Annotated in this window: 13 protein-coding genes; 9 read left to right on the forward strand and 4 right to left on the reverse strand. The window is 71.4% G+C overall.

The window, feature by feature from the left end; translation table 11 throughout:
- Nucleotides 1-264: 264 nt before the first annotated feature.
- The 5 genes from ACYVLQ_RS28340 (at nt 265) to ACYVLQ_RS28360 (ending at nt 5578) form a co-directional block, all read left to right on the forward strand.
- Nucleotides 265-2682, forward strand: coding sequence for an AAA family ATPase (locus ACYVLQ_RS28340; RefSeq protein ID WP_460700576.1), 2418 nt, complete (start codon nt 265-267; stop codon nt 2680-2682).
- Nucleotides 2667-3086, forward strand: coding sequence for a hypothetical protein (locus ACYVLQ_RS28345; protein ID WP_460700577.1), 420 nt, complete (start codon nt 2667-2669; stop codon nt 3084-3086). The genes ACYVLQ_RS28340 and ACYVLQ_RS28345 overlap by 16 nt, the downstream gene beginning before the upstream one ends.
- A gap of 7 nt (nt 3087-3093) precedes the next feature.
- Entirely contained in the window at nt 3094-3495 is a 402-nt protein-coding gene (locus ACYVLQ_RS28350) for a YchJ family protein (RefSeq protein ID WP_460700578.1), read from the forward strand.
- 150 nt (nt 3496-3645) lie between these two features.
- Nucleotides 3646-3918 (forward strand): Rdx family protein, encoded by a 273-nt coding sequence (locus ACYVLQ_RS28355; RefSeq protein WP_460700579.1) that lies wholly within the window; start codon nt 3646-3648, stop codon nt 3916-3918.
- Between the two features lie 85 nt (nt 3919-4003).
- The gene (locus tag ACYVLQ_RS28360; RefSeq protein ID WP_460700580.1) at nt 4004-5578 is read left to right on the forward strand and encodes a carboxylesterase/lipase family protein; all 1575 of its coding nucleotides are present in this window, start codon (nt 4004-4006) and stop codon (nt 5576-5578) included.
- A gap of 58 nt (nt 5579-5636) precedes the next feature.
- Here the strand turns inward: ACYVLQ_RS28360 and ACYVLQ_RS28365 are convergent, their stop codons facing one another.
- The 3 genes from ACYVLQ_RS28365 to ACYVLQ_RS28375 all read right to left on the reverse strand — a co-directional run bounded on the left by ACYVLQ_RS28365 (nt 5637) and on the right by ACYVLQ_RS28375 (nt 9311).
- Nucleotides 5637-6935: a cytochrome P450 gene (locus tag ACYVLQ_RS28365; protein ID WP_460700581.1), complete on the reverse strand. Its 1299-nt coding sequence runs from the start codon at nt 6933-6935 to the stop codon at nt 5637-5639.
- A gap of 121 nt (nt 6936-7056) precedes the next feature.
- Entirely contained in the window at nt 7057-7773 is a 717-nt protein-coding gene (locus ACYVLQ_RS28370) for a TIGR03089 family protein (RefSeq protein WP_460700582.1), read from the reverse strand.
- On the reverse strand, nt 7761-9311 hold the full coding sequence (locus ACYVLQ_RS28375; protein WP_460700583.1) for an LCP family protein: 1551 nt from the start codon (nt 9309-9311) through the stop codon (nt 7761-7763). The genes ACYVLQ_RS28370 and ACYVLQ_RS28375 overlap by 13 nt, the downstream gene beginning before the upstream one ends.
- A gap of 118 nt (nt 9312-9429) precedes the next feature.
- Between ACYVLQ_RS28375 and rfbD the strand changes: the two genes are divergently transcribed.
- The 4 genes from rfbD to ACYVLQ_RS28395 all read left to right on the forward strand — a co-directional run bounded on the left by rfbD (nt 9430) and on the right by ACYVLQ_RS28395 (nt 14024).
- Complete coding sequence (gene rfbD / locus ACYVLQ_RS28380; protein ID WP_460700584.1) at nt 9430-10362, forward strand: dTDP-4-dehydrorhamnose reductase; 933 nt, start codon at nt 9430-9432, stop codon at nt 10360-10362.
- Nucleotides 10363-10373: 11 nt separating this feature from the next.
- Entirely contained in the window at nt 10374-11276 is a 903-nt protein-coding gene (locus ACYVLQ_RS28385) for a glycosyltransferase family 2 protein (RefSeq protein ID WP_460700585.1), read from the forward strand.
- Between the two features lie 54 nt (nt 11277-11330).
- The gene (manB, locus tag ACYVLQ_RS28390) at nt 11331-12431 is read left to right on the forward strand and encodes a mannose-1-phosphate guanylyltransferase (RefSeq protein ID WP_460700586.1); all 1101 of its coding nucleotides are present in this window, start codon (nt 11331-11333) and stop codon (nt 12429-12431) included.
- A 117-nt stretch (nt 12432-12548) separates the two neighbouring features.
- Complete coding sequence (locus tag ACYVLQ_RS28395) at nt 12549-14024, forward strand: phytoene desaturase family protein (protein ID WP_460700587.1); 1476 nt, start codon at nt 12549-12551, stop codon at nt 14022-14024.
- Here ACYVLQ_RS28395 and ACYVLQ_RS28400 read toward each other — a convergent pair.
- Nucleotides 14021-14950 (reverse strand): cation diffusion facilitator family transporter, encoded by a 930-nt coding sequence (locus tag ACYVLQ_RS28400; RefSeq protein WP_460700588.1) that lies wholly within the window; start codon nt 14948-14950, stop codon nt 14021-14023. The genes ACYVLQ_RS28395 and ACYVLQ_RS28400 overlap by 4 nt on opposite strands.
- Nucleotides 14951-15038: the final 88 nt, after the last annotated feature.

Raw genomic sequence — 15038 nt, forward strand, 5'->3', positions numbered from 1 at the left:
TTGCCGGACTCTGGCATTCTGATCTGTTCGGTTGATCCGAGCCACCCGATTTCGGGTGAACCCCGTAGAACTGCCCGGCCGGGACGGCCGAGGGGTGGACATCGGCCGGATCAACCGTATCGATGGCCATAGCGTCCCGCCCGGGCCGGTTCGCCCGGATACGCTGTCGTGGGCGCGGATTCATCGCCCATCCGGTAGCGTTCGGCACGACGTGGGGTCCGTCGCGGGCCGCACGACGTGGACGGCCGAGCGCGAGGAGGGCAGTTGGGGGAAGGGCCGCAGGATGTCGTGCCGCGGTTGCCCGAGTTGGTATCGCGCCGCCTGAACTCCGACCCGTCCGTCAGCCCCGATGTCGCTCGCACGGTGCTCGACGCCCTCGGCGGCGAGCCCGACCGCACCCACTCCGCACTCGGGCACACCGGAATATTCCTGCGCGCCATCCGCGTTCGCGGCTTCCGGGGCATCGGCCCGGCCGCGGCGCTGGAGGTGAAACCGGGCCCGGGACTCACGCTGGTGGTGGGCCGCAACGGATCCGGCAAGTCCAGCTTCGCCGAGGCCGCCGAGCTGGCGCTCACGGGCGTCAACCGCCGCTGGGAGGGCCGCTCCGCGGTCTGGCGGGAGGGCTGGCGAAATCTGCACGACGGCAGCGTCTCCCGGATCGATCTGGAACTGACCACCGCGGGGCAGGACGGCGAACTCACCATCACCCGGGAATGGCCCGACGGCGCCGACCTCCCCGGCGGCACCTGGACGCAGGGGCGAAAGGACGAGGCGCCCACCGAATTCCACGCCGAGGGCTGGGCGCGGGCCCTGGAGCTGTATCGTCCGTTCCTGTCCTACAGCGAACTCGGCGCCCTCGTCGACGGCCGTCCCAGCGATCTGTTCGACGCCCTGCACCAGCTGCTCGGTCTCGACGATCTCACCGCGGCGCAGGAGCGCACCCGCGTCCGGCGGCTCGAATTGGAGCGCGCCGCACGGCAATCGCGGGACGAACGCAGCGCCCTGCTGGTGGCGCTGTCCACCGTCGCGGACGAGCGCGCCACCCGGGTGGCGGAGCTGCTGCGCGCCACGCCGCCGGATCTGGCGGCGATCGGACGGGAACTGGCCGGCGCGCGGCACGACCCGACGGGCGCGGCCGCCCTGCAGGCCATACTCCGGCTGCGACTGCCCGAACCCGCCGAGGTCGACGCCGCCGCCGTCGACGTCGACCGGTGCGCCGTGGAACTGGCCGCGCGCACGACGGGAGACACCGAATCCGAACTGCGTGTGCTGGATCTGCTGCGCCGGGCTCGCACCCATGTCGACGCCGCCGGCGCCTGCGCCTGCCCGGTCTGCGGGCGCGGCGCCCTCGACCAGTCCTGGCAACGCGAGACCGACGCCCAGATCACCCGCCTCAGCGATCGCGCCGCCGCGCTCACGGCCGCTCGCGAGGCGCTGGAGCGTGCCGTGGACCGGGCCCGACTCCTGGTGAAACCGGTGCCGCCGGAACTGGATCCGCCCCCGCCGCAGGCGCCGAACGTGGATACCGGCCCGGCGCGGCGCACCTGGTCGGCGTGGGCTGCGCTGAGCGATACCGGTTACGACCCGGACCTGGCCGAACGCCTCCGGGTCGCGCACGCGGACGCGGTGCGCGGCCTGGAGACGCTGCGCCGTTCGGCCCGCAAGGAATTGGACCGCCTGGACGCCGTCTGGACGCCACTGGTGCCCCGCATCGCCGCCTGGCTGCAGGAGGCCACGGTGGTGGCCGCGGCCGAACCGGAACTGCGCACGGTGCGCCGCGCCGAGGAGTGGCTCAAGTCCGCCGCGGCGGGCCTGCGCGACGAACGGATGGCGCCGCTGGCCGATCACGCCCGCCGCATCTGGCGGGGGCTGCGCCAGCAGAGCAACGTGGACTTGGGCGCGATTCGCCTGCAGGGCAACGCCGGAGCCACCCGGAAGGTACTGCTGGACGTCACCGTCGACGACACCGGCGGCACCGCGCTGGGTGTGATGAGCCAGGGCGAGCTGCACGCGCTGGGGCTCGCGCTGTTCCTGCCGCGGGCCACCGTCCCGGAGAGCCCGTTCGGATTCGTCGTCATCGACGATCCGGTGCAGGCGATGGATCCGGCCAAGGTGGACGGGCTGGCCCGGGTGCTGGCCGCGGCCGCGCGCAGCGGCCGCCAGGTGGTGGTGTTCACCCACGACGAGCGCCTGGCCGAGGCGGTGCGGCGGTTGCGTCTGGACGCCACCGTGCTCGACGTGCAGCGGCGGGAGCGCTCCACGGTCGAGATCCGGGTCGCCGAGGATCCGGTGCGCCGCTATCTCAGCGACGCCAACGCCCTGCTGCGCACCCGGCAGCTGCCCCGGGCCATCGCGGCGGAGCTGGTCGTGACCTGCTGCCGCTCCGCGATCGAGGCGGCCGCGCTGGCCCGGGCACGGCGCACGCTGCTCGGCGCCGGGGTCGACCATCGGGAGGTGCAGCGCCGCGTCGACGCCGCCCGCACCACCTGGGAGAAGGTGTCGCTGGCGGTGTTCGGCGATCCGGACCGGGTCGACGATCTCAACGCCCTGCTCGACCGCGAGGCCGCCTGGGCGCGGGCGGTGCTGCGCGACGCGGCCGCGGGAGCGCATATCCGGATCGATCGGGGCGGCGGCGAACTGCTCTCCGGCACAAGGAAACTCGTCAAGTGGATCAATTCCTGACCCCGACCGTGTCCGAGCGCCTGGCCGCGGCCGACGAGTTGCTGCGCGGCTCGGTCACCGACGCGGGCGGGCTGTGGTCGCGCGCGACGGTGTGGATTCTGCGTATCGTGCTGGAGCAGTCCATCGATCAGCTGTGGCTGCGGGTGGCGCCGCCACTGGCGCGCTGCAGCATGCGGGCGCAGCTGCTCGCGCTCGAGTCCTATACCGGCGCCGATACCGCCGCTCGGATCGCCGCGCTGTGGGCGACGCTGTCGCGGGCGGGGCACCACCAGGACTACGAGCTGGCGCCGACGGTCGTCGAATTGCGCGGCTGGTACGACGAAACCACCAGGCTGGCCGAGGAACTGGAAGGTCTGGACGCCGCGGACGGCCGCGCCGCGCACGGTGCGGAGAGCCCTGGATAATCGACGAATGCCCGAACGTCCCGCAGCCACCACACCGTGCCCCTGCCGTGGCGGCGAGACGTTCGGCGACTGTTGCGGGCCCCGTCTGGACGGGACCCGTCCCGCCCCGACCGCCGCCGCGCTGATGCGATCGCGCTACACGGCCTTCGCCGTCGGCGACGCCGAATACCTGGTGCGAACCTGGCACCCGCGGACCAGGCCGCGGCAACTGGCCCTCGACCCGCAGCGGCGCTGGGTGTTCCTGGAAATCGAGCGCATCGAGCAGGGTGGGCCGTTCCACAACACCGGCATTGTCGAATTCCGCGCCCATTACCGGGAGGCGGGCAAACGCGGGTCCCTGCACGAATGCAGCAGGTTTGCCAGAGTGCGGGGCGCCTGGGTGTACATCGACGGTGATATCGAATTGTAACGTTTGCTATGAATGTGCTCACAAGGGTTGCGGTCGTCCTGCCGCGCCCATAATGTTCGGCGTAGAAATACGATGGGACCGAAGCAAAGGGGTTGCCGGAAGAACGTTTTCACGCATAGCCGCCCCCGCTGCCTCGCGTAGGGTTCGGATATGCCACACGTCGCGATCGAGTACTGCACCCAGTGCCGCTGGCTGTTGCGGGCGAGCTGGATGGCCCAGGAGTTGCTGAGTACCTTCGGCGCGGAGCTGTCGCAGGTCGCCCTGGTTCCGGGCTCGGGTGGGGTCTTCCGCATCACGCTCGACGGCGAACAGATCTGGGAACGCAAAGCCGACGGCGGATTTCCCGAGATCGCGGTACTCAAGCAGCGGGTCCGCGACCGCATCGATCCCGATCGCGACCTAGGCCACGTCGATCGCGCCTGACCGAGTGTCGCCGAATCGATACAGCCGTCGGACATGATCTCGGACGTACTCTCGTTGGAAGGGAGTACGAGGAGGTGCGGGAAAGATGAGCACTCAATACTTCGAGTCGGCCCTGGGGATGGACGAGGTGGGTCCGGGCCCCGTCGCACGGACCACGGCGGGCGATGTGCGGGGGGTGCGGCAGGGCTCGGTTCACGTCTGGCGCAGCGTCCCGTACGCGGCCGCGCCCGCCGGGCCGAAGCGGTTCCGCCGCCCCCAGCCGCCCGAGCCGTGGGGCGGGGTGCGCGACTGCACCGAGTTCGGCGAGATCGCCCCGCAGTCGATGGGTGCCATGGTGCCGGTCGACTCCGGCCTGCGGATGGGGGAGGACTGCCTGTGGGTGAACGTCTGGGCGCCCGCCGCGACCTCCGACGAGCCGCGGCCGGTGATGGTGTGGCTGCACGGCGGCGCGTACTGCCTCGGCACGGCGGCCCAGGGCATCTATGACGGCCGCAAGCTCGTCGAGACGGGCGGGGTCGTCGTGGTGGGGGTCAACTACCGGCTGGGCGCGCTGGGCTTCCTGGACCTGTCCTCCCTCGGTCACGACTTCGTGCCCAACCTCGGCCTGCACGATCAGGTCGCCGCCCTCGAGTGGGTGCGCGACAACATCGCGTCCTTCGGCGGCGATCCGGGCAATGTCACCGTCTTCGGCGAATCCTCCGGCGCCGGCTGCGTCACCGCGCTCCTCACCTCGCCGCGGGCCGCCGGGCTGTTCCATCGCGCGATCGCCCAGAGCCCGCCCGCGACAACCGTTTTCGGCCCGGAGCGGGCGGCGGGAGTGGCGCGCCGGTTCCTGGATCTGCTGGAGTTGCCGCGGGAGCGGGCCGGTGAACTGCTGGAATGCCCGATCGAGCGGATCACCGACGCCGCGGGCATCCTGCTCGACGAGGTGCCGCTGCAGTCGCCGGGCCGCCTGGCGGCCGCGCCCGTGGTCGACGGCGACCTGCTCCCGGCCTATCCGACCGACCGCTTCCAGGAGGGCCGCTCGCACCGGGTGCCGCTGATGATCGGCACCAATCGCGAGGAGGCCTCGCTGTTTCGGCTGTTCCGCTCGCCGATCATGCCGGTCACGCCGGATGCGGTGAACGCGATGCTGAACGCGGTCGCCGCCGACCATCCGGAGCTGCCCGCCGAGCGCATCGCCGAAATCACCTCCGCCTACCCGGATCTGGACAAGATGCGCGGCGCCCTGGCGATGTCCACCGACGCCGCGTTCCGGATGCCCGCGCACTGGGTGGCCGATGCGCACTCCCGCCACACCCGCACCTGGATGTACCGCTTCGACCAGGCCACCCCGATGCTCAAGGCGGCCCGGGTCGGCGCCGGTCATGCCACCGAATTGCCCTACGTCTTCGGCAATTTCGGCACCCTGAACCACGATCCGACATTCTGGCTGGGCGGCCGCAAGGCCGCGACGGAGGTGTCGGGCCGGATGATGCGCCGCTGGCTGGCCTTCGCCGAACACGGCGTGCCCGCGGCCCTCGACGGCTCCAAGCACTGGCCCCCCTACCGCGAGTCCACCCGCACCACCCTGGTCATCGACGCCGCCGACCGGGTGGAAGACGACCCGGACCACGACCTACTCACCGCCTGGGGCAACCAGGTAGTCGGCTTCAGCTGATTCCGGCCGGTCTCTAGGCGCTCCTCTTCCTTTCCCGGCATGCTTTCGCCGGAACGCTTTACACCGTTGCCGGCTGCTCGGCGCGCTGGCCGAGCATGACCGGCAGGTGGCTGTAGCCGTGCAGGGTGAACAGGGGGCGGCGCTGTGGCGTGCCCGCGAGTTCGAGGTCGGGGAAGCGCTCGAACAATGCCCGCAGGGCGTAGGCGCCCTCCATGCGGGCCAGGCTGGCGCCGAGACAGACGTGGATGCCGGACGAGAACGTCAGGTGCTCTTTGGCATTGGGTCGGGTGATGTCGAAGCGGTCCGGATTCTCGAAGACCTTCGGGTCGCGGTTGGCCCCGGCCAGCAGCAACACGACCGTGGCGCCCTCCCGTACCGGCGCACCGGCGAGTTCGAGGTCGCGGCCGGCGATCCGCGCGGTGTTCTGCACCGGCGCGTCGAAGCGCAGCACCTCCTCGACGGCGTTCGGCCACAGCTCCGGCTCCTCGCGCAGGCGCGCCAGCTGATCGGGATGGTTCAGCAGCTGGACGACGCCGTTGCCGATGAGATTCACCGTGGTCTCGAAGCCCGCGCCCATCAGCAGCGTGGCCGACGCCTTCAGCTCCCGGTCGTCCAGCTCGCCGGTCGTCACCAGGCCGGAGAGGATGTCCTCGCCGGGTTCGCGGCGCAGCCGGGCGATGTGGTCGTCGAGGTAGTGGTCCATCTCCACGATGGCGGCCGAGGCGACGCGGTTGGTGCGCCAGCTGGTGCCGATATCCAGCAGCGGCGAGGCCGCGTCACCCCAGGCGAGGAAGCGCTCGCGCTCGTGGTCGGGGAAGCCGAGCATCTCGGAGATGATCGCGATCGGCACCTGCGAGGCGTAGGCGGCGACCAGATCCGCCGAGCCCCCGGAGGGCAGGGCGTCCAGTAGTTCCGCGGTCACCGATTCGACCCGGTCGCGCAGCCGCCCGATCGCGCGCGGGGTGAACGCCGACGCCACCGGCTTGCGCATGCGGGTGTGGTCGGGCGGGTCGATCACCAGCATGGAGGGCGGGCTCACCGGATTCGGCGGCAGCTCGGTCCGCTCCATGAACCGCCGCAGCGGCTTGGGCACGAATCCCTCGGCCGCGGCGACGCCGAAGGTGTTGTCGCGCAGGACGGTACGGCACAGCTCGTGATCGGTGGTCGCCCAGCCGAGCGGGGTGCGCACGATCCGTCCCCGGGCGCGCAGCGATTCCAGCAGCGGTATCGGATCGTCGACCGAGGCGGGCGCGGACATCAACCGCGCCAGCGCTTCTCCGCGCCGGGAGTAGGTCTTCAAGACCAGTCGCGGCCCGCCCTGCACCACCAACCACCGGAACCAGTACCGCGGCTTCATCGCCCATCCCCGTTCGTCGTCCGACCTTGCTTTCACGGTACGGAACAACGCCCCGGAGTGAAACGTCCCGCGGTCGGAGCACACCACCTACCTGAGTAGGACGACTTACCAACTGTGTGGCTCAGGGGCGGGCGGCGGTGACTCGTTCCGTGCGGATGCGGTCGTCGAACTTGGCCGGGTCGGGATTGACGACCTGAACGAGGGAGGCGCCCGCGGCATAGACGGCGAGCAGGCCGTCGATCAGTTCGGCCGGGGTGTCCCACGCGATGCCGGACAGCACCCGGTCCTCGGCGGAAAAGCCCTGGCGGGCGGCGGATTTGCGGGCTTCGGCGAGCACATCGGAGACCTGCATGCCGTCCAGGGCGACACCCACCCCGCCGGGCAGGAACTGGTCGCCGTGCGTGCGCACCGAGGTCGCGAAGTCGGTGACGCCCAGCGGCAGATCGCGCACCGGGAGGCCCATCGGATCCAGCGACAGCGCCGCCACCTCGGCGACGTCCTCGACCTCGGTGAGTCGGTCGGCCGCGACCAGCGCCAGCTCGGCGTCCTCGTCGGGCCGCAGCACCACCTCGGCCCCGGCCCACCAGCACCCGAGCAGCACCGCCGCGGTCTGCCAGTGCGCGGGCAGCAGCACGGCGACCCGGCCGCCGGGCGTGATGCCGAATTCGTCGCGAATCAGGTTGGCGGTCTTGGCCGCCCAGTTCGCCAGCGTCAGCGCGGACAGCTCGATGCGGGCGCCGGTGGCGTCGTCGTAGTACGTGATCCGGGGTCCGGCGGGGTCGCGGGCGAGGATCGGGTCGAGCACCGCTTCGGTGACGGTCTGGTTCAGTTCACGCATTTCGGTCCGTTCTGGCCAGCGTCGATGGGTGGTGCGGGTGGGACCGGAGTCGCCGTGCCCGAGGACCCGGACAGGTCGAACATGCTGCCCGCCGCCGAACCCGGACCAGAGTAGTCACCGGCGATCACCACCCGGACCGCCCCCTCCGGCAGCCCGGCCTCCGCCCTCACGGGCAGCCCGCCCAGGGCCTTGGCCACCGCCTTCGCCTTCTCGTCGGAGGTGGAACCGGCCAGCACCCGGCTGCTCTGCACCGGCCCACCGATCCAGTTGTCGACGGTGCCGGTGCGAAAACCCTTGCCCACCAAGGCCTGCCCGACCTGCCCGGCCAGACCGGGGGTGCCGCTGGCGTTGTACACGTCGGCGGTCACCTCGGCCGGGGCGACCGCACCGGAATCGTCGCCCCCGGACTTCCCGCCGACCATCCCCGCGACGTAGGCCTTCACCGCCGACGGATCCACCTTCACCACCGATTCGCCGTCGGCGGTGCTGCCGTTGAGGTCCTTGACCGGAATGGTCTCGAACTTGACCTGCCCGCCGGACAGGTCCTGCAGCTGCTGCAGGAACTGCACCACGTCCCAGTCCTCGTCGAGCACGATGGTACGGCCGACCGCGTCGCTGAGCTGCTGCAATTTCCCCGGATTGGCGAGGATTCGCGCGCTCAGCGTCTGCTGTACCAGCGACGCCATGAACACCTGCTGGCGCACGATCCGATCCAGATCGCCGCGCGGCAGGTCGTGGCGCTGACGCACGAAGCTCAGCGCCTGCGGCCCGCTCAACCGCTGCTCCCCGGCCGGGAAGTCCGCGCCCGACAGCGGCTCGTCGACCGCCTCGTTCAGGCACACCTGGACACCGCCGACCGCATCGGTGAGCAGGACGAAGCCGAGCAGGCTGACCTCGGCGTAGTGGTCGACGGTGATCCCGGTGAGACCCGCGACCGACTTGATCAGCGCCTGCCGCCCGGTCTGGGTGGACTGCTGTTCCGCGTCGGCATCCGATCTACCCTGCGCGAGCAGCTTCGCGCGGGCGCTCTCCTTGGCGTTGCCGTAGGCCGAATTGATCTTGCCCATCCCGGCCCCCGGGATATCGACATAGGAGTCGCGCGGGATGGAAACGGCGGTCGCCGAGCTGCCGTCGTTGGGCACGCGAACCAGCACGATGGTGTCGGTGTTGGTGCCGACCTCGTCACCGGCGTGCAGCATGGCCCGCTCGTCGGCGGTGAGCGGGTTGCCGTGCGCGTCGGTGCGGCTGTCGATGCCGACCATCAGGATGTCGGTGGCGCCGTCCTTGGCGCCGCCCAGACCCAGGTTGCCGATCCGGTTGATCCCGGAGATCAGGCCGTCGACGCTGTGCCAGCCGAATCCGGTGACGACGAACACGATGGCGGCGGCGGCCACGGCCAGCGCCCGCGCCGATCGGTTGCGCGGCCGTCCCCCGGCGCCCGCCCGCGCCCGATTGCCGTGGAGCGGCGGCAAACCGGCGCTGCGCGGCCGCACCGACTCACTTCGGCTCTCCGGCACTCTTCCGTTCCTTTCGGGCATTTCGCCCAACCCCGGCCTGACGGCCCCGTACAGTGATTGGTTTCCCCGGAACGAGGCTAGCCAACGCTGCGGCGCCGACGGTTCAACCGCTGATGGCGCGGCGTGCCAGACTGGCCGCGTGACTGCTGTGCCCCCGCCCGCATCCCCTCGTGGCGCTGCCTCCACCGGTACCGCCCCGTCGCCGGGGAGCGCCGCCGGGGAAACACGGCGGCTTGTTGTCACCGGGGCCGCGGGTCAGCTCGGCCGTGCCTTGCTCGCACTGGCACCCGATGCCGTCGCACTGGGCCGCCGCGACCTGGACATCACCGATGCCGAGGCGGTGCGGGACGTGCTGCGTCCCGGCGACACGGTGGTGAACTGCGCCGCCTACACCGCCGTCGACGCCGCGGAGTCCGATCCCGACGCCGCCTTCGCCGGTAACGAGACGGGCCCAGCGGTGCTCGCGGGCGCCTGCGCCGAGGTAGGCGCCGGGCTGATCCACCTGTCCACCGACTACGTCTTCGACGGGACCGCCGACAAGCCCTACGAACCCGACGATCCGACCGGCCCCACGAGTGTCTACGGACGATCCAAACTGGCGGGCGAGCGGGCGGTGCTGCGGCTGGCCCCGGACGCCAACATCGTGCGCACGGCCTGGGTGTACACCGGCGACCACGGCGATTTCGTCGCCACCATGCGGCGGCTGGAACGCGAGCGCGACACCGTCGCGGTGGTCGACGACCAGCTCGGTTCGCCGACCTTCGCGCCCGACCTGGCCGCGGGGCTGCTGGACCTGGTCGCGCGCCGCGCCGCGGGCGCGGCCGTCCCGCCGATCCTGCATGCCACCAACGCGGGCCGGGCGACCTGGTTCGATCTGGCCCGCGCGGTCTTCGCGGGCGTGGGCGCCGATCCGGGGCGGGTGCGGCCGTGCACCAGTGCCGAATTCCCGAGTCCCGTTCGGCGCCCGGCCTATTCGGTGCTGTCGGACCGCGCCTGGGTCGACGCCGGACTGACCCCGCTGCGCGATTGGCGCGAGGCACTGGGGGACGCGCTGCGTCGCCTGGCCGACTAGGCTGCACGGTCGTGAGTGAGCGAACCCCCGACACAGCGCGCCCGAGCCTGGCGGTCGTCACGGTGACCTATTCCCCCGGTGCGCATCTCGAGCACTTCATCAGCACCCTGGCCACCGCCACCGACGAGAAGCCGCAGGTCATCCTGGCCGACAACGGTTCGACCGACGGAACTCCCGAACTGGCCGCCGAGGCGAACGAGCATGTCCGCCTGCTACGCACCGGTGGCAACATCGGCTATGGCGGCGCCATCAACCGCGCGGTCGCCGAGATCGATCCCGAGATCGAGTTCATCGTCCTCGCCAACCCGGACATCCGCTGGGGTACGGACTCCATCGATGAGCTGCTCGCCGCCGCGAAGCGCTGGCCGCGCGCGGGCGCGGTGGGCCCGCTGGTGCGCGAGCCCGACGGCAGCCTGTACCCGTCCGCGCGCTCGGTGCCGGGCCTGCTCGACGGCGCGGGGCACGCCCTGCTCGGCACCTTCTGGCCCGGCAACCCGTGGACCCGCAGCTACCGGCAGGAGAACGAGCAGATCTCCGAGCGCACGGTGGGCTGGCTGTCGGGCTCCTGCCTGCTGGTGCGCCGCGCCGCGTTCGACGCCATCGACGGATTCGACTCCCGCTACTTCATGTACATGGAGGACGTCGACTTCGGCGACCGCATGGGCCGCGCCGGCTGGCACAATGTATTCGTGCCGTCGGCGGAGGTCACGCACGCGAAGGGCCATGCGGCCGGGCGCAATCCGGAGGCCATGCTGCCCGCCCATCACGCCTCCGCATACCGTTTCCAGGCCGACCGGCATCCGCACTGGTGGCAGGCGCCGCTGCGGCTGGCGCTGCGTGCCGGACTTGCGATCCGTTGCAAGCTTGCGGTTCGATCTGCGCTGCGCGAGCAGCGTGCAGCCCAGCAGCAGTAGTGCGCGAAGAGTTGAACCACGCGCGCGTGGACCGAACCTGAACAGGGGAGATTGATGCCGGACACCGACACCAGGCCCGCCGCCGACAACGGGACCGATGCCGTGATCCTGGTCGGCGGCCAGGGCACCCGGCTGCGCCCGCTCACGCTGTCGGCGCCCAAGCCGATGCTGCCGGTGGCCGGTCTCCCGTTCCTGCACCACCTGCTCGCCCGCATCGCCGACGCCGGGATCACCCACGTCGTGCTCGGCACGTCGTTCAAGGCGGAGGTGTTCGAGGAACACTTCGGCGACGGGGCGGACCTCGGCCTCGAGCTCGAATACGTCACCGAGACCGAGCCGCTGGGCACCGGCGGCGGCATTCGCAACGTGCTGCCGAAGCTGCGCGCCGACACCGTGATGGTGTTCAACGGCGATGTCCTCGGCGGCACCGATCTGGGCGCGGTGCTCGACACCCACGTCTCCACGAACGCCGACGTGACACTGCATCTGGTGCGGGTCAGCGATCCGCGTGCGTTCGGCTGCGTGCCGACCGACGACAGCGGCCGGGTGACCGCGTTCCTGGAGAAGACCCAGGACCCGCCGACCGATCAGATCAATGCCGGGTGCTACGTGTTCCGGCGTGAATACATCGAGAAGATCCCGGCCGGTCGCCCGGTGTCGGTGGAGCGCGAGGTGTTCCCGTCGCTGCTGGCCGAGGGGGCGCACATCCAGGCCCACGTCGACACCTCGTATTGGCGCGATATGGGGACGCCGGAGGATTTCGTGCGCGGTTCCGCGGATCTGGTGCGCGGTATCGCGCCCTCGCCCGCGCTGCCGGGTCAGCGCGGAGAGTCCTTGGTACACAACGGCGCCGGTGTCGCGCCGGGCGCACTGCTGATCGGCGGCACGGTCGTCGGCCGCGGCGCGGAGGTCAGCGCCGGTGCCCGGCTCGACGGAGCGGTCCTGTTCGACGGCGCCCGCGTCGAGGCCGGGGCCACCGTGGAGCGGTCCATCATCGGCTTCGGCGCCCGCATCGGCCCGCGCGCCCTGGTCCGCGACGCCGTGATCGGGGACGGCGCCGAGGTCGGCGCCCGCTGCGAACTACTACGCGGCGCCCGAGTCTGGCCCGGCGTCGAAATCCCCGACGGCGGCATCCGCTTCTCCACCGACGTGTAGCCCAGCCCTCCCGCCCCGGCGCGCCCACACCCGCCCGGTGCCCTCCCCGCAGTGAACCGCCGGGTGACCCTGGTCATGGTCGCGTGCCGGGCCGTTCGGTGCGCATACAGTGGGGATATGGCAGACGCTGTGGTGGTCGGGTCGGGGCCGAACGGGCTTGCCGCGGCGGTGATTCTCGCCCGGGCGGGGCTCGAGGTCGAGGTGCACGAGGCCGCGGAGACGATCGGCGGGGGGTGCCGGACGGCCGAGCTCACGCTGCCGGGTTATCGGCACGATGTGTGCGCGGGGGCGCATCCGATGGCCTTGGCATCGCCGTTCTTCCGCGCCTTCGATCTGGCCGCGCACGGTGTCGACCTGCTCACGCCCGAGGCCTCCTACGCCCATCCGCTGGACGGGGGAGTGGCCGGGGTGGCCTGGCGCGACCTGGACCGGACGGCGGCCGGGCTCGGGCGCGACGGCGGCGCCTGGCGCCGGTTGTTCGGGCCGCTGGTGCGGAACTGGGAGCGGCTCGTCGAGCTGGGGATGTCGGATCTGCGGCATCCGCCGCTGGACGCGGTGACCGGGGTGCGATTCGGGCGCAGGCTGCTCGAGCAGTCGAGTCCGCTGTGGGACCTGCGTTTTCGCGAGGACCTCGCCCCGGCGATGTTCACCGGCGTCAGCGCGCACGCCATCACCCCGCCGCGGGCGTTCTCGGCCGCGGGCGTCGCCCTGCTGCTCGGCAGCCTGGCGCATGCGGGCGGCTGGCCGGTGCCGCGCGGCGGGAGCCAGGCGATCGTGGACGCGCTGGCCGCCGAGGTCGAGCTGCGCGGCGGCCGCATCGTGACCGGGCACCGGGTCGACTCGCTCGCCGAATTCGACAGTGCCCGAACGGTTCTCCTGGACACCGCCCCCGCCGAGCTGCTGCGCCTGGCGGGTGATCGGCTGCCTGCCCGGTACGCGCGGCGGCTGCGGCGATTCCGCTACGGCGGGGCGGCGTGCAAGGTCGACTTCGCGCTGTCGGGCCCGGTGCCGTGGCAGGCGGAGGGCTGTGCGAGCGCGGGCACCTTGCACCTGATCGGAACCCGCGCCGAGGCCGTCGCCGCCGAAAAGGCCGTGGCCGCGGGCGAACACGCGGAGCGCCCGTACGTCCTCGCCATCCAGCCCGGGGTCGTGGACTCGTCGCGGGCGCCGGAGGGCGGCCACACGCTCTACGCCTACGCGCATGTGCCCAACGGCTCCACCCGCGATGTCAGCGCCGCCGTCATCGCCCAGATCGAGCGTTTCGCACCGGGATTCCGCGACCTGATCCTGGCCCAGCATGTTCGCACGGCCTCGGCCATGCCCGCCTACAACGCCAACTACGTCGGCGGTGACATAGCGGCGGGCGCGATGGACCTGCGGCAGACCGTCTTCCGTCCCGCCCCGCGCTGGAACCCGTACGCCACGCCGGTGCCCGGCGTCTACCTCTGTTCGTCGGCCACCTCGCCGGGCCCGGGCGTGCACGGCATATCCGGCCTCTACGCCGCGGGACACGCCCTGCGCGACCGCTTCGACATCCGCACCGACCCGCTCGCCCTCCTCGGCGCCGCCGAGAACGCGCGAGCACCGCGTTAGCCGCCCTGGGCAGCCTGAGTGCGGTAGAGGTCGGGCTCGATGTACATGACGCGGGCGATCGGCACTTCCGCGCGCACCCGGTCCTCGGCCTCGTCGATCGCCGCGGCGATATCGGAGATCTCCAAGCCGGGCACGATGGCCACCTTCGCGGCGACCAGCAGTTCGTCCGGGCCCAGGTACTGGGTGCGCAGGTGGATGACGCGGTCGATGCGGGTGCCGTCGACCAGCTTCTCCCGGATCGTGCGGTCCTGATCCGGGGTGGCGCCCTCGCCGATGAGCAGGCTCTTCATCTCCACGATGAGCACGATCGCGATGGTGCCCAGCAGAATGCCGATCCCGAGAGTGCCGATGCCGTCCCAGACCGGGTCGCCGGTCACCATCGTGAGCAGGACCGCCGCCAGGGCCAGCACCAGGCCGACCAGCGCCCCGGTGTCCTCGAGCAGCACCACCGGCAGCTCCGGATTGCGGGAATTGCGAATGAACCGCCACCAACTCGCCCCCGCGCGCAGCGGTGCGGACTCGCGCATGGCGGTGATGAAGCTGTAGGTCTCGAGCCCGATGGCGACCACCAGGATCGTGACGGCCACGATCGGGGAAGTCAGCTCCTCGGGATGCTGGATCTTGTGGATTCCCTCGTAGATCGAGAACATCGCGCCGAGGGTGAACAGCACCAGCGCCACCACGAACGAATAGAAGTACCGGTTGCGCCCGTAGCCGAACGGGTGCAGCTCGTCGGCCTCCTGCTCGGCCCGCTTCTGCCCGAGCAGCAGCAGGCCCTGGTTGCCGGTGTCGGCCACCGAGTGCACGCCCTCGGCCAGCATCGACGCCGAACCCGTGATCGCCGCGCCGATGAACTTCGCCACCGCGATCCCGGCATTCGCGGTCAACGCCGCGAGAATCGCCTTCTTACCGCCGCCCGCAGACATGGTGCCGCATCGGTCCTTTCGTTCTGACCGCACGCCGGAGACCGCCGCCGTGTCGGATATGCCGGAACAACTTACCGCTGCCGTCCGT

This window comes from Nocardia thraciensis, assembly GCF_054782435.1.

Coding starts and splice junctions, on each gene's coding strand:
- ACYVLQ_RS28365 (WP_460700581.1), bottom strand. CDS start 6,935: ATGAAGCCGCGGTACTGGTTCCGGTGGTTGGTGGTGCAGGGCGGGCCG.
- manB (WP_460700586.1), top strand. CDS start 11,331: ATGCCGGACACCGACACCAGGCCCGCCGCCGACAACGGGACCGATGCC.
- ACYVLQ_RS28395 (WP_460700587.1), top strand. CDS start 12,549: ATGGCAGACGCTGTGGTGGTCGGGTCGGGGCCGAACGGGCTTGCCGCG.
- ACYVLQ_RS28360 (WP_460700580.1), top strand. CDS start 4,004: ATGAGCACTCAATACTTCGAGTCGGCCCTGGGGATGGACGAGGTGGGT.
- ACYVLQ_RS28375 (WP_460700583.1), bottom strand. CDS start 9,311: ATGCCCGAAAGGAACGGAAGAGTGCCGGAGAGCCGAAGTGAGTCGGTG.
- ACYVLQ_RS28355 (WP_460700579.1), top strand. CDS start 3,646: ATGCCACACGTCGCGATCGAGTACTGCACCCAGTGCCGCTGGCTGTTG.
- ACYVLQ_RS28350 (WP_460700578.1), top strand. CDS start 3,094: ATGCCCGAACGTCCCGCAGCCACCACACCGTGCCCCTGCCGTGGCGGC.
- ACYVLQ_RS28400 (WP_460700588.1), bottom strand. CDS start 14,950: ATGTCTGCGGGCGGCGGTAAGAAGGCGATTCTCGCGGCGTTGACCGCG.
- ACYVLQ_RS28370 (WP_460700582.1), bottom strand. CDS start 7,773: ATGCGTGAACTGAACCAGACCGTCACCGAAGCGGTGCTCGACCCGATC.